Here is a 20,614-nt window from a genome sequence, read left to right as displayed (position 1 = left end):
ACAGGGGAATATTACGGTATGGAGAATAATAAATTAAATGATAAGATAGATGAGCTTGTTGAAAGTCTTAACCGCGCGTCCAGGGCTTACTACAACGGTGCAGATGAAATCATGCCAAACTACGAGTGGGATGCAATGTTTGATGAGCTTACACAGCTTGAAAAAGAGACAGGATATATCCGCCAGGACAGTCCGACACAGAATGCAGGCTATGAGGCAGAGGCTGGAAATCGTGAGCCGCATGAATATCCGGCACTTTCACTTGCAAAGACAAAGAGCATTGAGGAGCTTAAGAAATGGGCAGGCGATATGCCAATATGGCTTTCATGGAAGCTTGACGGTCTGACACTTGTGCTTACGTATGACGGTGGCAGGCTTGTGAAAATACTGACGAGAGGAAATGGAACTGTAGGAAGTAACATCACATTTTTGCAGGATGCCATAAGCGGCTTCCCAAAGGAGATACCATACAAGGGGCATATGGTTGTAAGAGGAGAAGCGACAATTTCCTACACGGATTTCAAGCTGTTAAATGATACAATCGAGGACGATGATGAGAAATATGCCAATCCAAGAAACCTTGCCTCCGGTACATTAAATCTCGATGATGTGGAGGAGGTGAAGCGCAGACATGTTGTGTTTTATGCGTTTACACTCGTGCATATAGATGATGATATCATATCATGGGGTGACAGAATGAGCTATCTTAGTGATATGAAATTCAATGTTGTCAAAAGGGAGGCAACTGATGCGGCAGGCCTTGAGGAGGCTGTAAAACGCTGGACAAGGGATGTTGAGAGCGGAAAGATGGATGTGCCTGTGGACGGACTTGTCATATGCTATGATGATACAGCTTACGCTTCAGGCGGAAGCATCACGGGACATCATGCAACGAGGGCAGGCTTTGCTTTCAAGTGGCAGGATGAGGCAGTAGATACGAGGCTTCGCTATATTGAGTGGTCGTGTGCGGTTTCGACAATATCGCCGGTGGCTGTTTTTGAGCCGGTGCAGATAGAGGGCACGACGGTTTCGAGAGCTTCGCTTTGCAATCTGACTGAGATAGAAAGGCTTGGAGTGGGAAAAGAATGTACGCTTTCTGTCATAAAAGCCAATAAAATTATTCCAAAATGCATAGCTGTAAAGGATGCGGTGGGGGCTGTTGAGATACCGAAGGAGTGCCCGGTATGCCATCATCCGACACGCATATTTGTCAGCAAAAACAGCGGTGTAAGGACACTGCACTGCACAAACCCTGACTGCACAGCCAAGAATGTCAAAAAGTTTTCAAGATTTGTAAGCAAAAGCGGAATGGATATAGATGGACTTTCGGTACAGACAATGTTAAAATTTATAAATGAGGGATTCATAAAACAGTTTCCCGACATATACCATCTGCCCGAGCACTTTGATAAGATAAGCAGCATGGAGGGCTTTGGCGAGAAGTCGTGCACGAATATGCAGGCTGCCATCGAAAAAAGCAGACATGTCCATCCGGTAAATCTGATATTTGCACTCTGCATACCTCTTATAGGTACCGATGCAGGCAAGAAGATTGTCAACACGATAGGCTTTGATGGCTTTGCAGACAGGATGAGAAATGCCACTGACTTTGTGGATATAGACGGCATAGGCCAGGAAAAGTCAGGCTCCATACTTGAATGGTATGCAAATCCAAAAAACAGTGCGATGTTTGAAGCGCTGATTAAGGAACTTGACATAGAAAAGGTCGATATAAAGGATATGTCGGAGGGAAGCTTAAACGGCAAGACCTTTGTCATCACAGGCGATGTGCATGATTTCGCCAACAGAAGCGAGTTTAAGGCCTATGTGGAGTCACAGGGCGGCAAGGTGACAGGAAGTGTGTCAAAAAAGACAGACTATCTGGTAAACAATGACACAGAATCTACTTCATCAAAAAACAAAAAAGCAAAAGAATTAGGAATACCTATCATCTCGGAGGATACATTTATAGAGATGTTTGGGCGTTAGAAAAGAGGTTATAAAATGCCTATAAAGACACAAAATGATTTACCTGTAAAGGAAATACTAGAGAGAGAAAATATATTTGTGATGGACGAAAACAGGGCATCACATCAGAATATCAGACAGCTGGAGATTGCGATTGTAAATCTCATGCCGCTTAAGGAGGATACTGAGCTTCAGATACTGCGCTCATTGTCAAATACTCCAATACAGGTCAATGTAACTTTTGTAGCTACTTCGACTCACGAGGCTACTCACACATCACTCAGCCATCTGAACAAGTTTTACGAGACATTTGATGATATAAAGGACAGATACTTTGATGGATTGATTATCACAGGAGCGCCTGTTGAGCTAATGGAATATGAGGAGGTAGACTACTGGGACGAAATATGTAAGATAATGGAGTGGAGCAAGACACATGCTTTCTCCACACTTCATCTGTGCTGGGGCGCACAGGCCGGATTGTATTATCATTACGGCATACCAAAGCGTGTACTTTCAAAGAAGAAGTTCGGTGTATATGCACACCGCGTAAAGAATAGAAAAATCCCGCTTGTCAGAGGCTTCGATGACGTGTTTTATGCACCGCACTCAAGACATACCGAGGTCTTAAAGGAGGATATATTAAAGCATCCTGAGCTTACCATACTTGCGGAGTCGGATGAGGCAGGAGTATTTCTCCTGATGGATCAGGACGGCAAAAAGATTTTTGTGATGGGACATCCTGAGTATGACAGATATACTCTGCACAATGAGTACGAGAGGGATAAGAATAGGGGGCTTGATATAGATATGCCTGTGAATTACTATCCGGACAATGATGACACACAAAAGCCGCTTTTACAGTGGAGGTCTCACGGCAATATACTTTATTCAAACTGGCTTAACTACTATGTGTACCAGGAAGTGCCGTACGAGTTCATAAACAACCGCGAGATAATTGGAAAATAATGACAAAAATTATAGTATTTTTTAGTTAATTTTGAATTGCATAAATGCCAAAGTGTGGTAAAATATAACTATAAACCATTATAAAAAACCAAAATAATTGCAAAAGCTAACAAAATTTAATAAAATTTAACAAGGGGGATTTTAATATGGCAAAAGAGCTAGTTGCAATGCTTCTTGCCGGTGGTCAGGGCTCAAGACTTTATGCACTGACACAGAAACTTGCAAAGCCGGCAGTTCCGTTTGGAGGCAAATACAGAATTATTGATTTTCCACTTTCTAACTGTGTTAATTCAGGAATAGATACAGTTGGTATACTGACACAGTACCAGCCGTTTGTTTTGAATGAGTACATAGGAAATGGACAGCCATGGGATCTCGATAGATTATATGGAGGAGTGCATGTACTGCCACCGTATCAGAAGGCTTCAGGCTCTGACTGGTACAAGGGAACAGCTAATGCGATTTATCAGAATATTGCATTTATCGAGAGATATGATCCTGAGTATGTTATCATACTTTCAGGAGATCAGATTTGTAAGCAGGATTACAGCGATTTCCTTAAGTTCCATAAGGAGAAAAATGCTGAGTTTTCTGTAGCGGTTATGGAGGTTCCGTGGGAGGATGCATCACGCTTCGGTCTCATGGTAGCAGATGATGATGACAAGATTACAGAATTTCAGGAAAAACCAAAGAATCCTAAGTCTAATCTTGCATCCATGGGTATTTATATCTTTAATTGGGATATACTTAAGAAGTATCTTATTGAGGATGAAAATGATCCGGATTCCGAGAATGATTTTGGTAACAATATCATTCCAAATCTTTTGAGGGATGGCCGCAGGATGTATGCATACCATTTTAATGGATACTGGAAGGATGTAGGAACAATACCTGCACTCTGGGAGGCAAACATGGAGGTGCTTGATCCTGAGCACAGCGGTATCAACTTATTCGATGAGAACTGGAAGATATACAGCCGTAACAGCGGCCATACAGGACATTTCATCGGCAACAACGCAGAGGTTACAGACTCTATGATTACCGATGGCTGTGTAGTGAAGGGCACAGTAAAGCATTCAATTCTTTTTGGCGGTGTCGTCGTAGAAGAGGGCGCAGTGGTAGAGGATGCAGTTGTCATGGGTGATACTGTGATAAAAAGAGGCGCTAAGGTCACACACTGTATAGTTGCAGAGGGCGTTACAGTAGGCTATGATGCAGTTATTGGAGAAAAGCCGGCGGAGGACGTGACAGGTGATGTTGCTACAATTGCACCGGGAGTTACAATTGGCGACAGAGCGGTTATAGGACCAAAGGCGATGGTATATAATGATGTTGAGGAGGGCCAGGAACAATGCTAAACATGAACAACGAAGAGGCTTTGGCCGTTATTTTTGCAAACAGCTACGATGCCCTCATTCCTGAGATGGTATCCGAGAGACTTATGGCTTCCATTCCGTTTGCAGGTCGTTACAGACTCTGTGATTTCCTGATTTCGAGCATGGTACATAGCGGAATTGACAATATATCTCTCATAGTTAAGAAAAATTATCACTCTCTGATGGATCACCTGGGCTCAGGTCAGGAGTTTGATCTTGCAAGAAAAAATGGTGGTATCAATATAGTTCCGCCTTATGCACAGAAGCAGATTAAGGTGTATGAGGGCCGTGTTGAGGCAATTGAAAGCCTTAAGGGCTATCTGAGGAAGTGTACTCAGAAGTATGTTATCATGGCTGATTCAAACTATGTATTCAATTTTGATTTCAGGGAGCTGATTGAGGCACACAAGAGCACAGGGGCTGATATCACTGCAATGTACCGCAAGCAGGAGGTACCAAAGGTATTCCTTAAACCAAACGGCAACAATGATGAGCTGTACTATACATTTGATATAGATGATGGACGTATCAAAAAGATATATATCAATGCAAGGAATATGGGCAAGGTAAACTTTGGCATGAATATCTATATCATGGAGAAGGAGAAGCTCATTAGAATAGTGGATGACGCTTTTGTGCATGGCTATTCTTATTTCACAAGAGATCTGATGGCTGCAAACACTGATTCACTCAATATCCAGGCATATGAGTACACAGGCTATGCTTCACAGATTACAGATATGAAGAGCTATTTCGAGGAGAATATGAAGCTCCTTGATGAGGATAACAGGGAAGCATTGTTTAAGAGTGGCAATTCTATCTATACAAAGATCAGGGATGATAACCCTACAAGATACATAAATGGCTCAAAAGCCAAGAATGTCATGGTTGCTGATGGCTGTGTCATCGAGGGTACCGTGGAAAACAGCATCCTATCAAGAGGCGTCAAGATAGGAAAGAATGCAAAGGTCAAGAACTGCATCCTGCTACAGGATACGGTAATTGAGGATGGCGCCAATCTGGAGTACGTGATTACAGACAAGAATGTTCGTGTATCAAGCAATAGATCACTTACGGGTAATGACTCATTCCAGGTTTACGTGGCAAAGGGACAGACCGTATAGCCGGTTAAGGAGGAACATGGACATGGCAGAGAATAGAAACACAATAAATATCAAATCAGATGAGTCTGGCGAGATCAAGGTAGCAGATGAGGTTGTAGCTATCATAGCCGGTCTTGCTGCCACTGAGGTTGAGGGAGTAAGCTCCATGGCAGGCAATATCACAAACGAGATTGTCAGCAGGCTCGGTATGAAGAATCTCTCAAAGGGAATTCAGATTGAGATAGCAGACAATGAGGTAGTAGTTGATGTAGCACTCAATATTGCTTATGGGTATAGCATCCCTGAGGTTTCTACAAAGGTACAGGAGAAGGTTAAGTCTGCAATTGAGACAATGACAGGGCTTTCTGTGGCTACTATCAATGTTCGTATAGCAAGTGTTGATATGGGAGAGAATTAAATAGTTCTTTTTAAATGAGCACAAATGTAGTATAATTAAGGATGTCGTACAGACATCCTTAATTTATATAAAATACTATTCACGAGAGGAATTTAAATGACAAGAAGCAAGATAAGAGAAAACGTTTTTAAGATGCTTTTTAGGGTTGAGTTTCATGACAAGTCTGAGCTTGCAGAGCAGATGGAGCTTTTAAATGATGAGCTTACAAATCCTACAGACGAGGAAAGACAGTATATTGATGAAAAATGCAGTGCGATTATTGAGCATATGGCAGAGCTTGATGCACTCATCGATGAGAAGTCTATAGGCTGGAAGACCAATCGTATGGCAAAGGTTGATCTGGCAATTATCAGATTGGCAGTTTATGAGATAAAGTTTGAGGACGATATTCCTACAAAGGTTTCAATAAATGAGGCTGTTGAGCTTGCAAAGAAGTATGGTGCAGATGAGTCAGGTGCATTTGTAAACGGAGTGCTTGCAAAGTTTGCATAGCTTAAGAGGAACAGCGATATAGAGCATTGAACATGGCAAATAGAAATATATATTCGGTAGCACAAGTAAATAGCTATATTAAAAATATGTTCGCTCAGGATTTTATGCTCAGACAGGTGAGCATAAAGGGAGAGGTGAGCAACTGCAAGTATCACACGAGCGGTCATATTTATTTCACAATAAAGGACGCGGGAGCAGCCATGAACGCTATCATGTTTGCGGGCAGCAGGGCTGCAGGACTTTCCTTCCACATGAAGGAGGGAGACCAGGTTATTGTGACAGGTTCCGTTGAGGTGTATGAGAAGACAGGTGCCTATCAGCTTTATGCCAAAAAGATAGAGCTTGACGGAGAGGGCAATCTGTATCTCAAATTCGAGCAGCTAAAGCGTGAGCTTGAGGAGATGGGCATGTTTGCGGCAGAATACAAGCAGCCTATTCCGCAGTATGCCGGCCGTATTGGTGTGGTTACAGCACCGACAGGCGCGGCCGTGCAGGATATAAGGAATGTATCGTCGCGCAGGAATCCATATGTACAGGTCATACTTTATCCGGCACTTGTGCAGGGAGAGGGTGCGGCTAATAGTATAGTGAAGGGCATACAGACATTGGATGCGATGAATCTTGATGTGATAATAGTCGGCAGAGGCGGAGGCTCCATAGAGGATTTATGGGCCTTTAATGAGGAGATTGTGGCGAGAGCCATATTTGACTGCCGCACGCCAATCATCTCGGCGGTAGGCCATGAGACTGACTGGACGATAGCGGATTTTGTGTCAGACAGGAGAGCACCCACACCTTCAGCGGCTGCAGAGCTTGCAGTCAGTGACTACAGACAGACGTTAGAGCGCCTTGACAATCTGCGCCGCAGGATGGACAGAAATCTGACAGGCCGGATTGATTTTTTCAGGGAAAAGCTGTCACATATTAAAACAAGACTTAATTTCCTTAGTCCACAGAATAAACTAAATGAGAATAAAAGGCGTCTGGCAGATATCGAGGATGCACTTGAAAGGATTATGAAGCAGAGGCTTTCGGACTGCAGACAGCGTCTGGCACTGCTTTCAGGTACACTGGATGCATATTCACCGGCCAAAAAGCTGGCGCAGGGCTATGCGTATGTTGAGGTGGAAAAGAAAGGTGCACTGCACAGTGTATCCGATATCAATGCAGGCGATGACATAGATATATATCTGATAGACGGTCATGCAAGGGCCGTAGTTTCGGAGGTTATTAACGATGAGCAAAGAAAATGAAAAAACACTGACACTCGAGGAGCGATTTGCACACTTGGAGCAGATAGTGGCGAGGATGGAGGATGCGGATGTATCCCTGGATGAGGCCTTTGAGCTATATAAGAAGGGGCTTGATGAGGTAAAAAGTGCCAATGATATGGTACAGGGCATGGAAAAGGCCATGCTTGTGCTAAACAGCGACGGACAACTGGAGGAATTCTGATGAGCTTAAATGGGAATTTAAATAAGTCTCAATTCATGGAAGAGCTGCAGCGAAAGGTAGAGCATATAAATAACTTGCTTGAGAAGTTTCTTCCCGCTGAGGAGGGACAGCAGAGGATTATTTTTGAGGCCATGAACTATAGTGTGAGAGCCGGTGGAAAGAGGCTTCGCCCTATCCTCATGGAAGAGACTTACCATATGTTTGGCGGAAGCAGTGCAGTGATTGAGCCATTTATGGCAGCAATCGAGATGATACACACCTACTCGCTGGTGCATGATGACCTGCCTGCCATGGACAATGATGAGTACAGGCGTGGAAAGAAGACCACACATGCTGTGTACGGTGAGGCTATGGGCATTCTTGCTGGGGATGCACTTTTAAACCTGGCATATGAGACCGCAGCAAAGGCTTTTGGCATGGAGGTGGCTGATGCGCGTGTGGCAAGGGCATTTGCGGTGCTTGCAAAAAAGGCAGGCGTGTATGGCATGGTCGGAGGACAGGTGGTTGATGTAGAAAGCGAGAAATCCGATGACTGTCCTGTCACAAGGGAAAAGCTTGACTTTATCTACAGGCTTAAGACAGGCGCACTTATAGAGAGCTCGATGATGATAGGCGCAATTCTGGCAGGGGCATCGTCTGATGAGGTATCACGCGTGGAGCAGATAGCGGCAAAGCTGGGGCTGGCGTTTCAGATACAGGATGATGTGCTTGATGTCACAAGTACACTTGAGGTGCTTGGAAAGCCGGTAGGCAGTGACGAGAAAAATAATAAAGCGACATATGTCACATTTGAGGGATTGGATAAGGCGGTTTCTGATGTGGAGCGCATCTCCAAGGAGGCAGAGGAGCTGCTTGATGATTTGGGATACGACGATGCATTTCTTAAGGAGTTATTTGAATATCTGATCCATCGGGAGAAATAGGATGGTTTTAGAAAAGATACAAAAGGAAAATGATATAAAAAAACTGACACCTGAGGAGCTTGAGCTGTTAAAGGATGAAATCAGGCAGTTTCTTATAGAGAGCATATCGGTGACAGGAGGTCATCTGGCATCAAACCTCGGAGTTGTGGAGCTTACCATGGCGCTGCATCTGTGCTTTGATCTGCCGAAGGATAAGATAGTGTGGGATGTAGGGCATCAGTCGTACACACACAAGATACTCACCGGCAGAAAGGATGGATTTTCATCGCTCAGACAGTATGGAGGCATGAGCGGTTTCCCAAAGGCGGATGAGAGCGACTGTGACTGCTTTAATACAGGACACAGCTCCACATCTATCTCAGCGGGACTTGGGCTTGCGACAGCCAGACAGGTGACAGGAGAGGACTACCACGTGGTTTCAGTCATCGGAGACGGTGCGCTGACCGGAGGCATGGCATATGAGGCGCTCAACAACGCTTCAAGCGTGAAGGGCAATTTTATTATAGTGCTAAACGACAACAATATGTCGATTTCAGAGAACGTCGGGGGCATCAGTCAGTATCTTTCAGGCTTTCGCACAGCGGATGCATACAGGGATTTTAAGAATAATGTCATGAATTCCCTAAACCATATACCAATCTACGGAGAGCGTATGGTAAAGCATATCAGGAATACAAAGAGCAGCATAAAGCAGCTTTTTATTCCGGGTATGTTCTTTGAGGAGATGGGCATCATCTATTTGGGACCTGTGGATGGCAGTGATATAAAGGAAATGTGCCGTGTGTTTGATGAGGCAAAGCGTGTGGATGGCCCGGTGCTTGTGCATGTGCTCACGAAAAAGGGAGCTGGCTATGCCCCGGCTGAGCGTTATCCTTCCAGATTTCACGGGGCAGAGCCGTTTGTTATAGAGACAGGGCTTCCAAAGAATAAGCGCACGAAGGCCAATTACACAGATGTTTTCTCAACAGTCATGAAGAAGCTGGGCGAGAGAAATCCAAAGGTAGTTGCGATAACAGCTGCCATGGCAGAAGGAACAGGGCTTCGCAGATTTCACCGAAATTTCCCGGATAGGTTTTTTGATGTGGGAATAGCCGAGGCACATGCCACGACCTTTGCGGCAGGTCTTGCAAAGTCAGGACTTATCCCGGTATTTGCGGTGTACTCGTCATTTTTACAAAGGGCGTTTGACCAGATACTTCACGATGTGTGCATACAGAATCTGCATGTCATCTTTGCAATCGACAGGGCAGGGCTTGTAGGCAGCGACGGAGAGACACATCAGGGAATATTTGACATATCATATCTGTCGGTCATCCCGAATATGACAATCATGGCTCCGAAGAATAAGTGGGAGCTGTCTGATATGATGAAATTTGCAGTGGCATATGACGGTCCGATTGCACTCAGATATCCAAGAGGTGAAGCCTATGACGGCCTTAAGGAAATCAGACAGCCGATAGAGCTTGCAAAGAGTGAGCTAATCAGAAAAGGAAGCGCGGTGGCTATCATGGCACTCGGCAGTATGGTAAAGACTGCCGTTGATGTAGTAAAGCTGCTTGAGGCAGAGGGAATCTCTGCTACACTTATCAATGCGCGTTTTGCAATGCCTTTTGACAAGGAAGCAATTAAGGAACTGCCGGCTGAACACAGCCTGCTTGTGACTATGGAGGAAAACGTGCAAAGCGGCGGTTTTGGTGAGCATGTGACGGAGTATGTCAAGACTAACGGCATAGCTCTTGAGGTGTTGACAGTTGCACTTCCTGACTGCTATGTGGAGCATGGCAATGTCGAGGTGCTCAAAAAGGAGCTGCATGTGGATGCCGAATCGGTGGCTAAGCGTATAATAGCAGCATTATAGATAGAGGTAACATACAGTATGAAAGAAAGATTAGACGTATTACTTGTAAACAGAGGCCTTGCACCATCACGGGAAAAAGCAAAGACCATGATTATGGAGGGCAATGTTTTTGTAAATAACAACCGTGAGGATAAGGCGGGAAGCACATTTCCTGATGACTGCAATATTGAGATTCATGGAAAGACACTGCAGTATGTGAGCCGTGGAGGGCTAAAGCTTGAAAAGGCTATGAAGCACTTTGATATCACGATGGATGGCAAGGTGTGCATGGATATAGGTGCTTCAACAGGCGGTTTTACAGACTGTATGCTTCAAAATGGTGCTAAAAAGGTGTATGCCGTGGATGTCGGATATGGCCAGTTTGCATGGAAGCTGCGTCAGGACGAGCGCGTGGTGTGTATGGAAAAGACCAATATCAGGTATGTGACGCCCAAGGACATAGATGATGAGCTGGATTTTGCATCGGTTGATGTGTCATTCATATCACTTACCAAGGTGTTAGGTCCTGCAAGAGCACTGTTAAAGGACGGTGGCGAGATGGTTTGTCTTATCAAGCCACAGTTTGAGGCAGGCAGGGAAAAGGTAGGTAAAAAGGGCGTGGTCCGTGACAAGAGCGTGCATGAGGAGGTAGTGAACAATATCATATCCTTTGCACTTTCAAATGGATTTAGCGTGTTAGACCTTGAGTATTCGCCAATCAAGGGGCCGGAGGGCAATATAGAGTACCTCGTACATATCAAAAAGACAGATGATCCTATAAAGGAGGAATCAGTGGATATTCATAGTGTGGTTGAGGCCGCGCATGGAGAGCTGGACAGGAAATAGACTATGAAACATTTTGTTGTGATAGCAAATGCCTATAAGGACAGGGATTTTGCACATACAAATAAAATAGTGGCATACATAGAGCAAAAGGGCGGCACGGCAAAGGGTCTTATGAGCAATGTCGAGGCTATATCCGATAACGAGTTTGAGCTGGAGGATATACCACAGGATACGCAGTGTATTCTTGTGCTCGGCGGAGATGGTACACTGATTCGTGCAGCCACAAGGGTTGAGACACTTGAGATTCCGCTTATGGGAGTGAATCTCGGTACACTCGGCTATCTGTGTGAGGTGGAGGAAGCTACGGTATTTGACGCTATTGATTCGCTCATGGCTGATAAATACATGACAGAGGATCGTATTATGCTCACAGGACATAAAAGGGGCAGTGAGACCTCGAGAGTTGCATTAAATGATATAGTCATCCATAGAAAGGACAATTTGCAGATATTAAGCCTCAATGTGTATGTAAACGGTGAGTTTTTAAACAATTACCATGCCGACGGCATCATTGTTGCGACTCCAACAGGCTCTACAGGCTACAGTATGTCGGCGGGAGGTCCGATTGTGGATCCGAAGGGCGATATGATACTGCTCACACCGAACAATGCTCACAATCTTACGTCAAAGAGCATTGTGCTTTCAGGCGATGATGAGATAGAGATAGAGATTCTAAGCCGCAGGGAGCAAAACGATGAGCTGGCGTGTGTCAGCTATGATGGCGACACCACGGCAGAGCTGGCTGTGGGAGATCGGTTTGTTATTTCAAAGGCAGCCAATCATACAAAGATTTGCAAGCTTCACAAGAGAAGCTTTTTGGAGATACTCCGCAAAAAGATGGGAAATTATTCATAACACAGATAAGGATTGTTATAATGAATAGTTACAAATAATATTTATGAGGTGACAGGACATGAAAACAAACAGACAATCCAAGATAATTGAGATAATCCAAAAGAATGAGGTAGAGACGCAGGATGAGCTCTCTGCGCTTCTTGAAAAAGATGGTTTTCGCGTGACTCAGGCCACAGTATCCAGGGATATCAGGGAGCTTAAGCTCACAAAGATTCCTACCGCAGGCGGCAGACAGAAGTACGCCGTGATAACGGATGCACCTGAGAATCTCTCAAAGAAATACGAAAGAGTGCTCAGAGAGGGCTTTTTGTCAATGGATATGGCACAGAATATCCTCATTATAAAGACAGTGTCGGGAATGGCAAGCGCAGTCTGTGCTGCAATAGATGCCATGAAGATGAGAGAAATCGTCGGTTCGATTGCCGGAGATGATACGATCATGTGTGCAATCCGGACTGTTGATGATACGTATGCGGTGATGAAAAAAATCCGCAGAATTGTGGAATGATGTTACATGAATATCAGATTATAGCTGAACTGTAACAGAAAATAACATATATCGTCATGCCTGGGAGAGGAAGGAGAAAATATGTTACAAAATCTACATGTAAAGAATCTGGCACTCATAGATGAGTGTGAGGTTGAGTTTTCGGACGGACTAAATATACTGTCGGGAGAGACCGGAGCCGGAAAATCAATCATCATAGGCTCTATCAATCTGGCACTTGGTGAAAAAGTGCAAAAGGAGATGCTAAGAGACAATGAAAAGCCTGCTTTTGTGGAGCTTATTTTTTCAGTTGAGGACCCAAAGATTATAGAGGCTTTAAGGGAGCTTGATGTGGAGGTCGAGGACGGATGCGTGATTTTAAGCCGTAAAATCACACAGTCGCGCGCAGTCGGCAGGGTAAACGGTGAAGCCGTGTCTGTTTCGCGAATGAAGGAAATAGCCTCATATCTCATAGATATCCACGGTCAGCATGAGCACCAGTCGCTTTTATCAAAGAAAAAACACCTTGATATACTTGACGAGTACGCAAAGCAGTCGCTTGGAGATAAAAAGCAGCAGCTTTCAGTCACATACAAAGCATATAGGGCGCTTAAGGATGAGTATGAAAAGTCAAATATCGACAATGAAGAAAGAAGCCGTGAGCTGTCATTCCTGGAGTACGAGGTGAAGGAGATAGAAGAAGCTTCCCTTGTGCCGGGTGAGGATGAGGAGCTTGAGGCACAGTTTAGGAAGTTTTCAAACGGAAAGAAAATCATGGAGGGCGTTAATGCTGCATATTCTGCCACAGGAGGCGAGATGGAGAGTGCCTCAGAGCTTATTGGCAGGGCGGTAAGAGAGCTGTCACAGGTATCAGGCTATGATACGGATGTGGAAGCTCTGGAGAGTCAGCTGTCAGAGATAGACAGTCTGCTTTCTGATTTTAATCACGAGATATCAGGATATATATCACAGGCTGAGTTTGACGAGGAGACCTTCTATGAGACACAAAAGCGTCTGGATGAGATAAATCATCTAAAGAGCAAATACGGCAACTCAATTGATAATATACTGATAGCACTCAATGAAAAGAGGGAGCGTATCAGTGTCCTGAATGATTATGATTCTTATTTACAGAAATTAGAGCAGCAGCTTGCGAAAAAGGAAAAGGAGCTGGCACAGATATCGGATGAGGTATCAGAAATCAGACAAAGGAGTGCTGTAAAGCTTGTGTCAGAAATTAAATCAGCACTTAATGATTTGAATTTTCTTGATGTACAGTTTGATATGCAGTTTGACAGATTGTCTGACTATACGGCAAACGGCATCGATGCGCCGGAGTTTCTCATATCAACTAACCCCGGAGAGCCGCTTAAACCGCTCGGCAAGGTAGCATCGGGAGGAGAGCTGTCGCGTATCATGCTTGGCATCAAGACAATCATGGCAGAAAATGATCACATTGAGTCGCTTATTTTCGATGAGATTGATTCTGGAATCAGTGGACGTACAGCTCAGATGGTCTCTGAGAAGATGAATGAGCTTGGCCGCAACCATCAGATTATATGTATCACACATCTGCCACAGATAGCAGCTATGGCAGATGCACATTTCCTTATTGAAAAAGCTGTCGAGAACAAATCCACGGTTTCAAGGATTCGAAGACTAACTGACAATGACAGCGTGGCTGAGCTTGCCAGAATGCTCGGCGGTGCAAAAATCACAGATACCGTGATGGAGAGCGCACGCGAGATGAAAGCGCTTGCCATGGAGAAAAAAATCTGACATTATCAGTTTACGGTGCGGTTGATTACCAGTATATCACCGGTGGTCAGCCGTACGTTTCTGTTTATATAGGAAAACACCTAAACTGTCAAATTTTACCGGTTTTTGCTCAAAATAATTTGGAATAGTTAGAATGAGATAATAAGATAATAAGATATTAAAAGAATAAAAGAAAAATTACAGGAGCATACTAATCCAAATGGAGGTAATAGTATGCGGAAGTTTTTTGGAAAATTTGTGAGTGTCACGCTGGCTGCAGCAGTGATAGCTATGTTTGCACTAAGCAGTGATGATAAGTGGTGCAGCAGGGTAGATAAGGCATTTGATGAAAGTGCATTAGGAAGCTTTTTAAATGAATCAAAGGCCGGATATGGAAGATATGCGACAGGGCTTCCAGGACAGGCGGCCAGTGTATTGGCTGATTCGGGCAAGAATGGCGGAAACGGTGAAAACAGCGGAACCGAACAAGACATAGGACAGACAGCAGATACAGCATCAACTCACAGAGCTACTGACAGAGATTATGAAGAGACAGATAAAATAAGTGATGGAATAAGTGTTGAGGGCGTATATGCCTGTGGCAGGCTGACCGGTATATATGAGCAGACAGAGGGAGTGCTTGTAGTGAATACGACGGAGGTGACAGACGAGGAGGGCAAAAAAGTCAATCCGGCAGATAAAAAGGTGCAGTGCGGTGATTACATCCTATCTGTCAATGGGCGCACTGTGGCAGACAAGGAGGAGCTTTCTGAAGCTGTGAATGATATTATGAAGCAGTATGATGAAAGTCATGAAGATGAAAGTAATGAAGATGAAAGTAATGAAGATAAAAGTAATGAAGATAAAAGTAGTACAGTAGAAAGTCAGAAAGAGATAATAAATGAAAATAAGAGTGATAGCAGTAAAATTAAAACAGAAATTAATAAAAGAACGGTGAAAATTAAATTTCTTAGAGGTGGTGAAGCAATGTCAGCGGATATCACGCCTGTGAGGATGGATGATGGCAGATACTACATGGGAATATGGGTGAAGGACGATCTGGCAGGAATCGGTACTATCACTTATTATACAAAGGACGGCCGTTTTGGAGCACTGGGGCATGGAATAGGAGACGGAACGCAAAGCGGCAATCTCTTGTATGCAAACAGTGGTGATTTGTACAGCATGAAGCTTACCAAAATCAAAAAGGGAAAAGCCGGCGTGCCGGGCGAGATAGGCGGAGTGGTATATTTTGGCAAAAAAAGCCATATAGGCACACTTGACTGCAATAGTAATCTGGGAATTTACGGACAGCTTGACAGCGATGAATTGTCGGAATATGCCGCAGAGGATACGTATTATCCGGTTGCCGGCAAGGATGAGATACACACAGGCAGTGCGCAGATGATATCGGAAATATCAGGAAAACTGGAAAAATATAATCTGGAAATAACAAATATAGACAAAAAAGCGACAGATACAAACAAGGGAATGGAGCTTAAGGTGACAGATGAAAGGCTGATAGAGCTCTCCGGTGGCATAGTGCAGGGCACATCCGGAAGCCCTATCATACAGGATGGTAAAATAATAGGAGCAGTCACCCATGTGTTTGTCGATGATCCGACCGGAGGCTACGGCATCTGCATTGATGAGATGCTGTAATTACTGATCCATCCTGCGAAGCTCCGGCAGTACTGTGCTAAGCATGGTTACAAAGCAGATGCTTCCGCCAATCACGTTTGATACAGGCTCTGCCATAAATACACCGTCGGTTCCCATACCAAAGGAGTATGGCAGAATATATGTCAGCGGTACAACGATGAACACCTTGCGAAGCAGGGAGAAAAATATAGCCCGCTTCTTTTTGTTAAGTGATTTAAAGGTAGTCTGTCCGATGTACTGCAGATCCATAAATATGAATGCCGCAAAGTAGATATTTAAAGCCTTCACCGCATCATCCATAAGGGTGGCATCGGAACTGAAAATAGCAATCAGGGCATGAGGAGCAAGTATGATTACACTCCACATGACAGCTGTATATAGAAGCACGAGCAGTCCCATAGTGAAAATAGATTTTCTCACCCGGGCCGGCCTTTTGGCGCCATAGTTGTAGCTTAAAACAGGAGATGAACCCTCCACTATTGCATAAATTGGAGTCTCGACCATCTGCCTGATGCTTGATACGATGGTCATTACCGATACGTACAAATCGCCACCGGTCACTGAAAGCACATTGTTGCAGCATATAGATACCAGGCTGTTGGTGAGCTGCATGACACAGCCGGAGGTTCCAAGGCTTATGATGTCCTTTGCATAGCGTGTGTTTTCACTGAATTCAGAGAGTGTCATAAGGCGCACCTTAAGCTCAGCCTTTTTCCTAAGAAAGTGAAGCACATAGAGAGCAGACAGTATTTGTGAGATGACCGTAGCAATAGCTGCTCCTTTGATGCCAAAATTAAATCCAAATATAAAAAGCGGGTCTAAAACCAGATTGGCAACGGATCCGATTGCCACAGACAGCATGCCGGTAGTGGAGTAGCCCTGAGCGTTGATAAAGGGATTCATGCCGGTTGAAATCATGGATGGGAGTGTTCCTATCAAATAAATGAGCAGGTATGGCAGAGCATATTTGAGAGCATTTTCAGATGCGCCAAACACGATTAAAAGAGGCTTTGCAAAAATCATGCACAAAGCTGTAAAAACGACTGCGAATGTGCAGACCATTGTAAAGCTCGTATTCATTATAGTATTGGCGGCTCTGTCATCACTCATGCCTCTTTTTATTGAAAAAAGCGGAGCGCCACCACTTCCAAAGAGATTGGAGAAAGCGATTGTCAGCATTATAATAGGAAAGCAAAGCCCCACAGCACCGAGTGCAGTGGTTCCCATATCCGGTATGCGGGCAATGTATATGCGGTCTACTATATTGTACAACAGGCTTAGAATCTGAGCTGCCAGCATGGGCAGAGCAGCCTGCAATATATTTTTCTTTATCGAATCGTTATCAAAATCTATTTTTTTCATTAGTTACCCCTTTTGGATTTGCTTTGTTCATTATATCACCACATTAAAAAAAATCAAAGACTCAGCAAGTTTTGATATAGATTTTATTTATGACAAACTAAAAGAAAAATATATTTTACAATGACAAAAAACTACAGTAATATATGGACTATAAAAATTACAAATTATTGAATAACCATATATACCGGAGGATAACATGAAGATTACACAGATACATACAAACAAACCACAGTCGCTCTCCTTTGAGATATTTCCACCAAAGAAGGAGGAAGACTTCAAAAATATAGATGAGATGCTTGAAATACTCTGTGATTGTCATCCTGAGTACATCAGCGTGACATTTGGCGCAGGCGGCAGCTCAAACAATAACAAGACTATCGAGATTGCGAAGAAAATCAAGAACCAGTACAATGTGGAGCCGGTCGTACACCTTACATGTCTGTGCTATAACAAGGCAGAGATAGATGAGTTCACCAGACAGCTTTCATATGAGGGCATTGAGAATATCCTCGCTTTAAGAGGAGACAGAAATCCGAACGTGCCTGCAAAGGAGGATTTTCTCCATGCAAGCGACCTTATTAAGTACATAAAGGACACCACAGGTGATCAGTTCTGTATCGCAGGTGCGTGCTACCCGGACATCCATCCGGAGGCAGCTGATAAGGTAGATGATATTAAGAATCTTAAGAAAAAGGTTGATGCAGGAGCAGAGCTTCTTTTATCGCAGCTCTTCTTTGACAATGATACCTTCTTCAATTTTGCTGAGGACTGCAGGCTTGCAGGTATCAATGTGCCTGTTATCCCGGGCATCATGCCTTGTATCAATGCGGCTCAGATTCAGAGAATGGTCACAATGTGCGGAGCAAAGTTCCCTGAGAAGTTCCAGAAGATTGTCCACAGATACGGAGACAACAAGGCTGCACTTTTTGATGCCGGAATGTCTTACTGCGAGAGTCAGATAATTGAGCTTTTAGCTAATGATGTGGAGGGGATTCATCTTTACACTATGAACAATGTGAGAGTTGCAAAGCGTTTAACAGAGGGCATTAAAAACCTTATTTAGGATAATAGTACGGAACGCAAGCCCCGGGTACCACGGGCGCACACGTACTCCTGCCGTCGCTACGCTACGTGGCTAAGATACTGTACGAAATTATGCTTGATAGGTTTTCTATGCTTGACGAAACCGTCGAAACGCGCCGTCCGTGGCGCGGTTCTCCTCGCCCCTGCGTCCATGCAGGGGCGTTTCTGCGTTTTGTGGGCATAATTTCTACAGTATCTAAGCCACTTCGCTATGCGCTCCGGCGGGAGTACGTGTGCGCCAGCGGTACCCGGGGCTTACGTTCCTTATGTTGTGGTGAATTTGCGTTACGTGTGGTGGCACATGGCAGGTGTCGTTAGAGCGAATAGCGACGGTTTCGTCAAGTTAAGAAAGTTTTTGAGGCATAATTCGTACAGTATCTTGACAGTATAGCGTAGCACTCACGACACCTGCCATGTGCCACCACACGTACTGCAAATGCGAATAAAAAATATCAACCGTTGCAAAATGTACTCTAGATGATTATAATAGGTATATTAGATTTATAAATGGAAACAATGTCCATATTAAATCGAAATTAAACTATATAATTTATTAAGGAGACAGTAGAAAATGAAAGAAAAATCAAGAAGCACTTTTTCCGGCAACATTGGGTTCGTTCTTGCGGCAGCCGGCAGTGCGGTAGGACTTGGAAATATATGGAGGTTTCCGTATCTGGCAGCAAAGGACGGAGGAGGACTTTTTCTGCTGGTGTATCTGATACTTGTTCTGACCTTTGGTTTTACATTGCTTACCACTGAGATTGCAATAGGACGTAAGACCGGACAGGGACCGCTCACCGCGTATGGTCTTATCAATCCAAAGGGTAAGTTTATCGGTGTGCTTGCATGTATAGTACCGGCTATTATTCTGCCTTACTACTGTACTATAGGTGGATGGGTTTTAAAATACTTTACACTTTTCATTACAGGAAGCGGTAAAAATGCGGTTGCGGATGGATATTTTACAGGCTTTATCACAGGCCAGTGGGCACCAATCATATTTGGAGTGGTTTATCTGCTTTTAACAGCAGCAGTTGTCATTGGCGGAGTCAATAAAGGTATCGAGCGGTTCAGCAAGGTGCTAATGCCTATCCTTGTTGTGCTTATTTTTGCAATCGGTATTTTCTCGCTGACGCTCAATTATAAGGATGCATCAGGCGCAGTAAGAAATGGTCTTGAGGGTCTTAAGATATATGTGGTTCCTGACTTCAAGGGGCTTACAATGAAAAAGCTTGTCACAGTATTTGTTGATGCGCTCGGTCAGCTGTTCTACTCAATCAGTGTGGCTATGGGAATCATGGTTGCATATGGTTCGTATGTCAAGAAGGAATCAAAGCTCATGGGTTCAATCAACCAGATAGAGATATTTGATACACTTGTTGCATTCCTTGCAGGCCTTATGATCATTCCGGCAGTATATGTATTCATGGGCCGTGACGGCATGTCAGCAGGACCGGGTCTTATGTTTATATCACTGCCAAAGGTATTTGATGCAATGGGAATAGCAGGAGATATTGTGGGACTTATATTCTTCATGATAGTTGCATTTGCAGCAGTCACATCGTCTGTATCAATTATGGAGGCTATTGTATCGAGTCTTATAGACAGATTTCACTGGAGCCGCAGAAAAAGCGCAATTTTAGTCACGGTATATGGTCTGATTGCAGAGATAATAGTCTGCCTTGGCTACAATAAGCTCTATATGGAGGTTAAGCTTCCAAACGGCACAGTCGGACAGATACTTGATATAATGGACTATGTCAGCAACAATGTGCTCATGCCAATCGTGGCACTTGCCACATGTATCCTTATCGGATGGATAGCAAGTCCAAAGGTAATAATAGATGAGGTTACACGCGGAGGCAGCAAATTCACCAGAAAAGGACTTTATATAATCATGGTTAAATTTATTGCACCGGCATTCCTGCTTATACTGTTGCTGCAGGCGCTCGGAATCGTTAGTTTTTAACAATGAGAGTCTATGCTTCGGCAGGACTTAAATACAGAGTTATTTTAAGAC

18 protein-coding genes are annotated in these 20,614 nt (G+C 44.0%); 17 read left to right on the top strand and 1 reads right to left on the bottom strand.

All coding sequences use genetic code 11. From position 1 onward, the window contains the following. Positions 1–18: 18 nt before the first annotated feature. From ligA to ACTQ1L_RS03335, 15 genes are all read left to right on the top strand, one after another. A complete protein-coding gene (ligA, locus tag ACTQ1L_RS03405; RefSeq protein WP_441365445.1) occupies positions 19–1,989 on the top strand; it encodes an NAD-dependent DNA ligase LigA in 1,971 nt (656 codons plus the stop codon). 15 nt (positions 1,990–2,004) lie between these two features. Beyond that, positions 2,005–2,937: a homoserine O-acetyltransferase MetA gene (metA, locus tag ACTQ1L_RS03400; protein WP_441365444.1), complete on the top strand. Its 933-nt coding sequence runs from the start codon at positions 2,005–2,007 to the stop codon at positions 2,935–2,937. Positions 2,938–3,083: 146 nt separating this feature from the next. Then, positions 3,084–4,295 (top strand): glucose-1-phosphate adenylyltransferase, encoded by a 1,212-nt coding sequence (locus ACTQ1L_RS03395; RefSeq protein WP_055061874.1) that lies wholly within the window; start codon positions 3,084–3,086, stop codon positions 4,293–4,295. Continuing rightward, entirely contained in the window at positions 4,289–5,437 is a 1,149-nt protein-coding gene (gene glgD, locus ACTQ1L_RS03390; protein WP_441365443.1) for a glucose-1-phosphate adenylyltransferase subunit GlgD, read from the top strand. The genes ACTQ1L_RS03395 and glgD overlap by 7 nt, the downstream gene beginning before the upstream one ends. A 22-nt stretch (positions 5,438–5,459) precedes the next feature. Beyond that, positions 5,460–5,834: an Asp23/Gls24 family envelope stress response protein gene (locus ACTQ1L_RS03385; RefSeq protein WP_015516688.1), complete on the top strand. Its 375-nt coding sequence runs from the start codon at positions 5,460–5,462 to the stop codon at positions 5,832–5,834. Positions 5,835–5,930: 96 nt separating this feature from the next. Then, entirely contained in the window at positions 5,931–6,326 is a 396-nt protein-coding gene (gene nusB, locus ACTQ1L_RS03380) for a transcription antitermination factor NusB (protein ID WP_441365442.1), read from the top strand. 32 nt (positions 6,327–6,358) lie between these two features. After that, positions 6,359–7,579, top strand: coding sequence for an exodeoxyribonuclease VII large subunit (xseA, locus tag ACTQ1L_RS03375; protein WP_321112372.1), 1,221 nt, complete (start codon positions 6,359–6,361; stop codon positions 7,577–7,579). Beyond that, entirely contained in the window at positions 7,563–7,781 is a 219-nt protein-coding gene (gene xseB, locus ACTQ1L_RS03370; RefSeq protein WP_012743046.1) for an exodeoxyribonuclease VII small subunit, read from the top strand. The genes xseA and xseB overlap by 17 nt, the downstream gene beginning before the upstream one ends. Further along, positions 7,781–8,704: a polyprenyl synthetase family protein gene (locus ACTQ1L_RS03365; RefSeq protein WP_441365441.1), complete on the top strand. Its 924-nt coding sequence runs from the start codon at positions 7,781–7,783 to the stop codon at positions 8,702–8,704. The genes xseB and ACTQ1L_RS03365 overlap by 1 nt, the downstream gene beginning before the upstream one ends. A gap of 1 nt (position 8,705) precedes the next feature. Further along, on the top strand, positions 8,706–10,562 hold the full coding sequence (dxs, locus tag ACTQ1L_RS03360) for a 1-deoxy-D-xylulose-5-phosphate synthase (protein WP_441365440.1): 1,857 nt from the start codon (positions 8,706–8,708) through the stop codon (positions 10,560–10,562). Positions 10,563–10,580: 18 nt separating this feature from the next. Continuing rightward, the gene (locus ACTQ1L_RS03355; RefSeq protein ID WP_055061867.1) at positions 10,581–11,387 is read left to right on the top strand and encodes a TlyA family RNA methyltransferase; all 807 of its coding nucleotides are present in this window, start codon (positions 10,581–10,583) and stop codon (positions 11,385–11,387) included. Positions 11,388–11,390: 3 nt separating this feature from the next. Further along, the gene (locus ACTQ1L_RS03350; RefSeq protein WP_441365439.1) at positions 11,391–12,242 is read left to right on the top strand and encodes an NAD(+)/NADH kinase; all 852 of its coding nucleotides are present in this window, start codon (positions 11,391–11,393) and stop codon (positions 12,240–12,242) included. A gap of 58 nt (positions 12,243–12,300) precedes the next feature. Next, the gene (argR, locus tag ACTQ1L_RS03345; protein ID WP_321112367.1) at positions 12,301–12,750 is read left to right on the top strand and encodes an arginine repressor; all 450 of its coding nucleotides are present in this window, start codon (positions 12,301–12,303) and stop codon (positions 12,748–12,750) included. 81 nt (positions 12,751–12,831) lie between these two features. Further along, positions 12,832–14,508, top strand: a complete 1,677-nt coding sequence (gene recN / locus ACTQ1L_RS03340) for a DNA repair protein RecN (protein ID WP_441365438.1) — start codon at positions 12,832–12,834, stop codon at positions 14,506–14,508. Between the two features lie 213 nt (positions 14,509–14,721). Then, positions 14,722–16,149, top strand: a complete 1,428-nt coding sequence (locus ACTQ1L_RS03335; protein ID WP_441365437.1) for a SpoIVB peptidase S55 domain-containing protein — start codon at positions 14,722–14,724, stop codon at positions 16,147–16,149. On the opposite strand, the gene ACTQ1L_RS03330 is transcribed toward ACTQ1L_RS03335, so the two are convergent. Continuing rightward, positions 16,150–17,511, bottom strand: a complete 1,362-nt coding sequence (locus ACTQ1L_RS03330) for an MATE family efflux transporter (protein WP_441365436.1) — start codon at positions 17,509–17,511, stop codon at positions 16,150–16,152. It abuts the gene before it with no gap. A 196-nt stretch (positions 17,512–17,707) separates the two neighbouring features. On the opposite strand from ACTQ1L_RS03330, the gene metF reads away from it, so the two are divergent. Together metF and ACTQ1L_RS03320 are read left to right on the top strand one after the other, a co-directional pair. Beyond that, positions 17,708–18,574, top strand: a complete 867-nt coding sequence (gene metF, locus ACTQ1L_RS03325) for a methylenetetrahydrofolate reductase [NAD(P)H] (protein ID WP_012743035.1) — start codon at positions 17,708–17,710, stop codon at positions 18,572–18,574. 591 nt (positions 18,575–19,165) lie between these two features. Then, the gene (locus ACTQ1L_RS03320) at positions 19,166–20,563 is read left to right on the top strand and encodes a sodium-dependent transporter (protein WP_441365435.1); all 1,398 of its coding nucleotides are present in this window, start codon (positions 19,166–19,168) and stop codon (positions 20,561–20,563) included. Positions 20,564–20,614 lie beyond the last annotated feature (51 nt).

The sequence above is a fragment of the Agathobacter sp. LCP21S3_B2 genome (assembly GCF_052118705.1).
Lineage (GTDB): Bacteria > Bacillota > Clostridia > Lachnospirales > Lachnospiraceae > Roseburia.
This window is presented reverse-complemented; position numbering and strand designations above follow the sequence as displayed.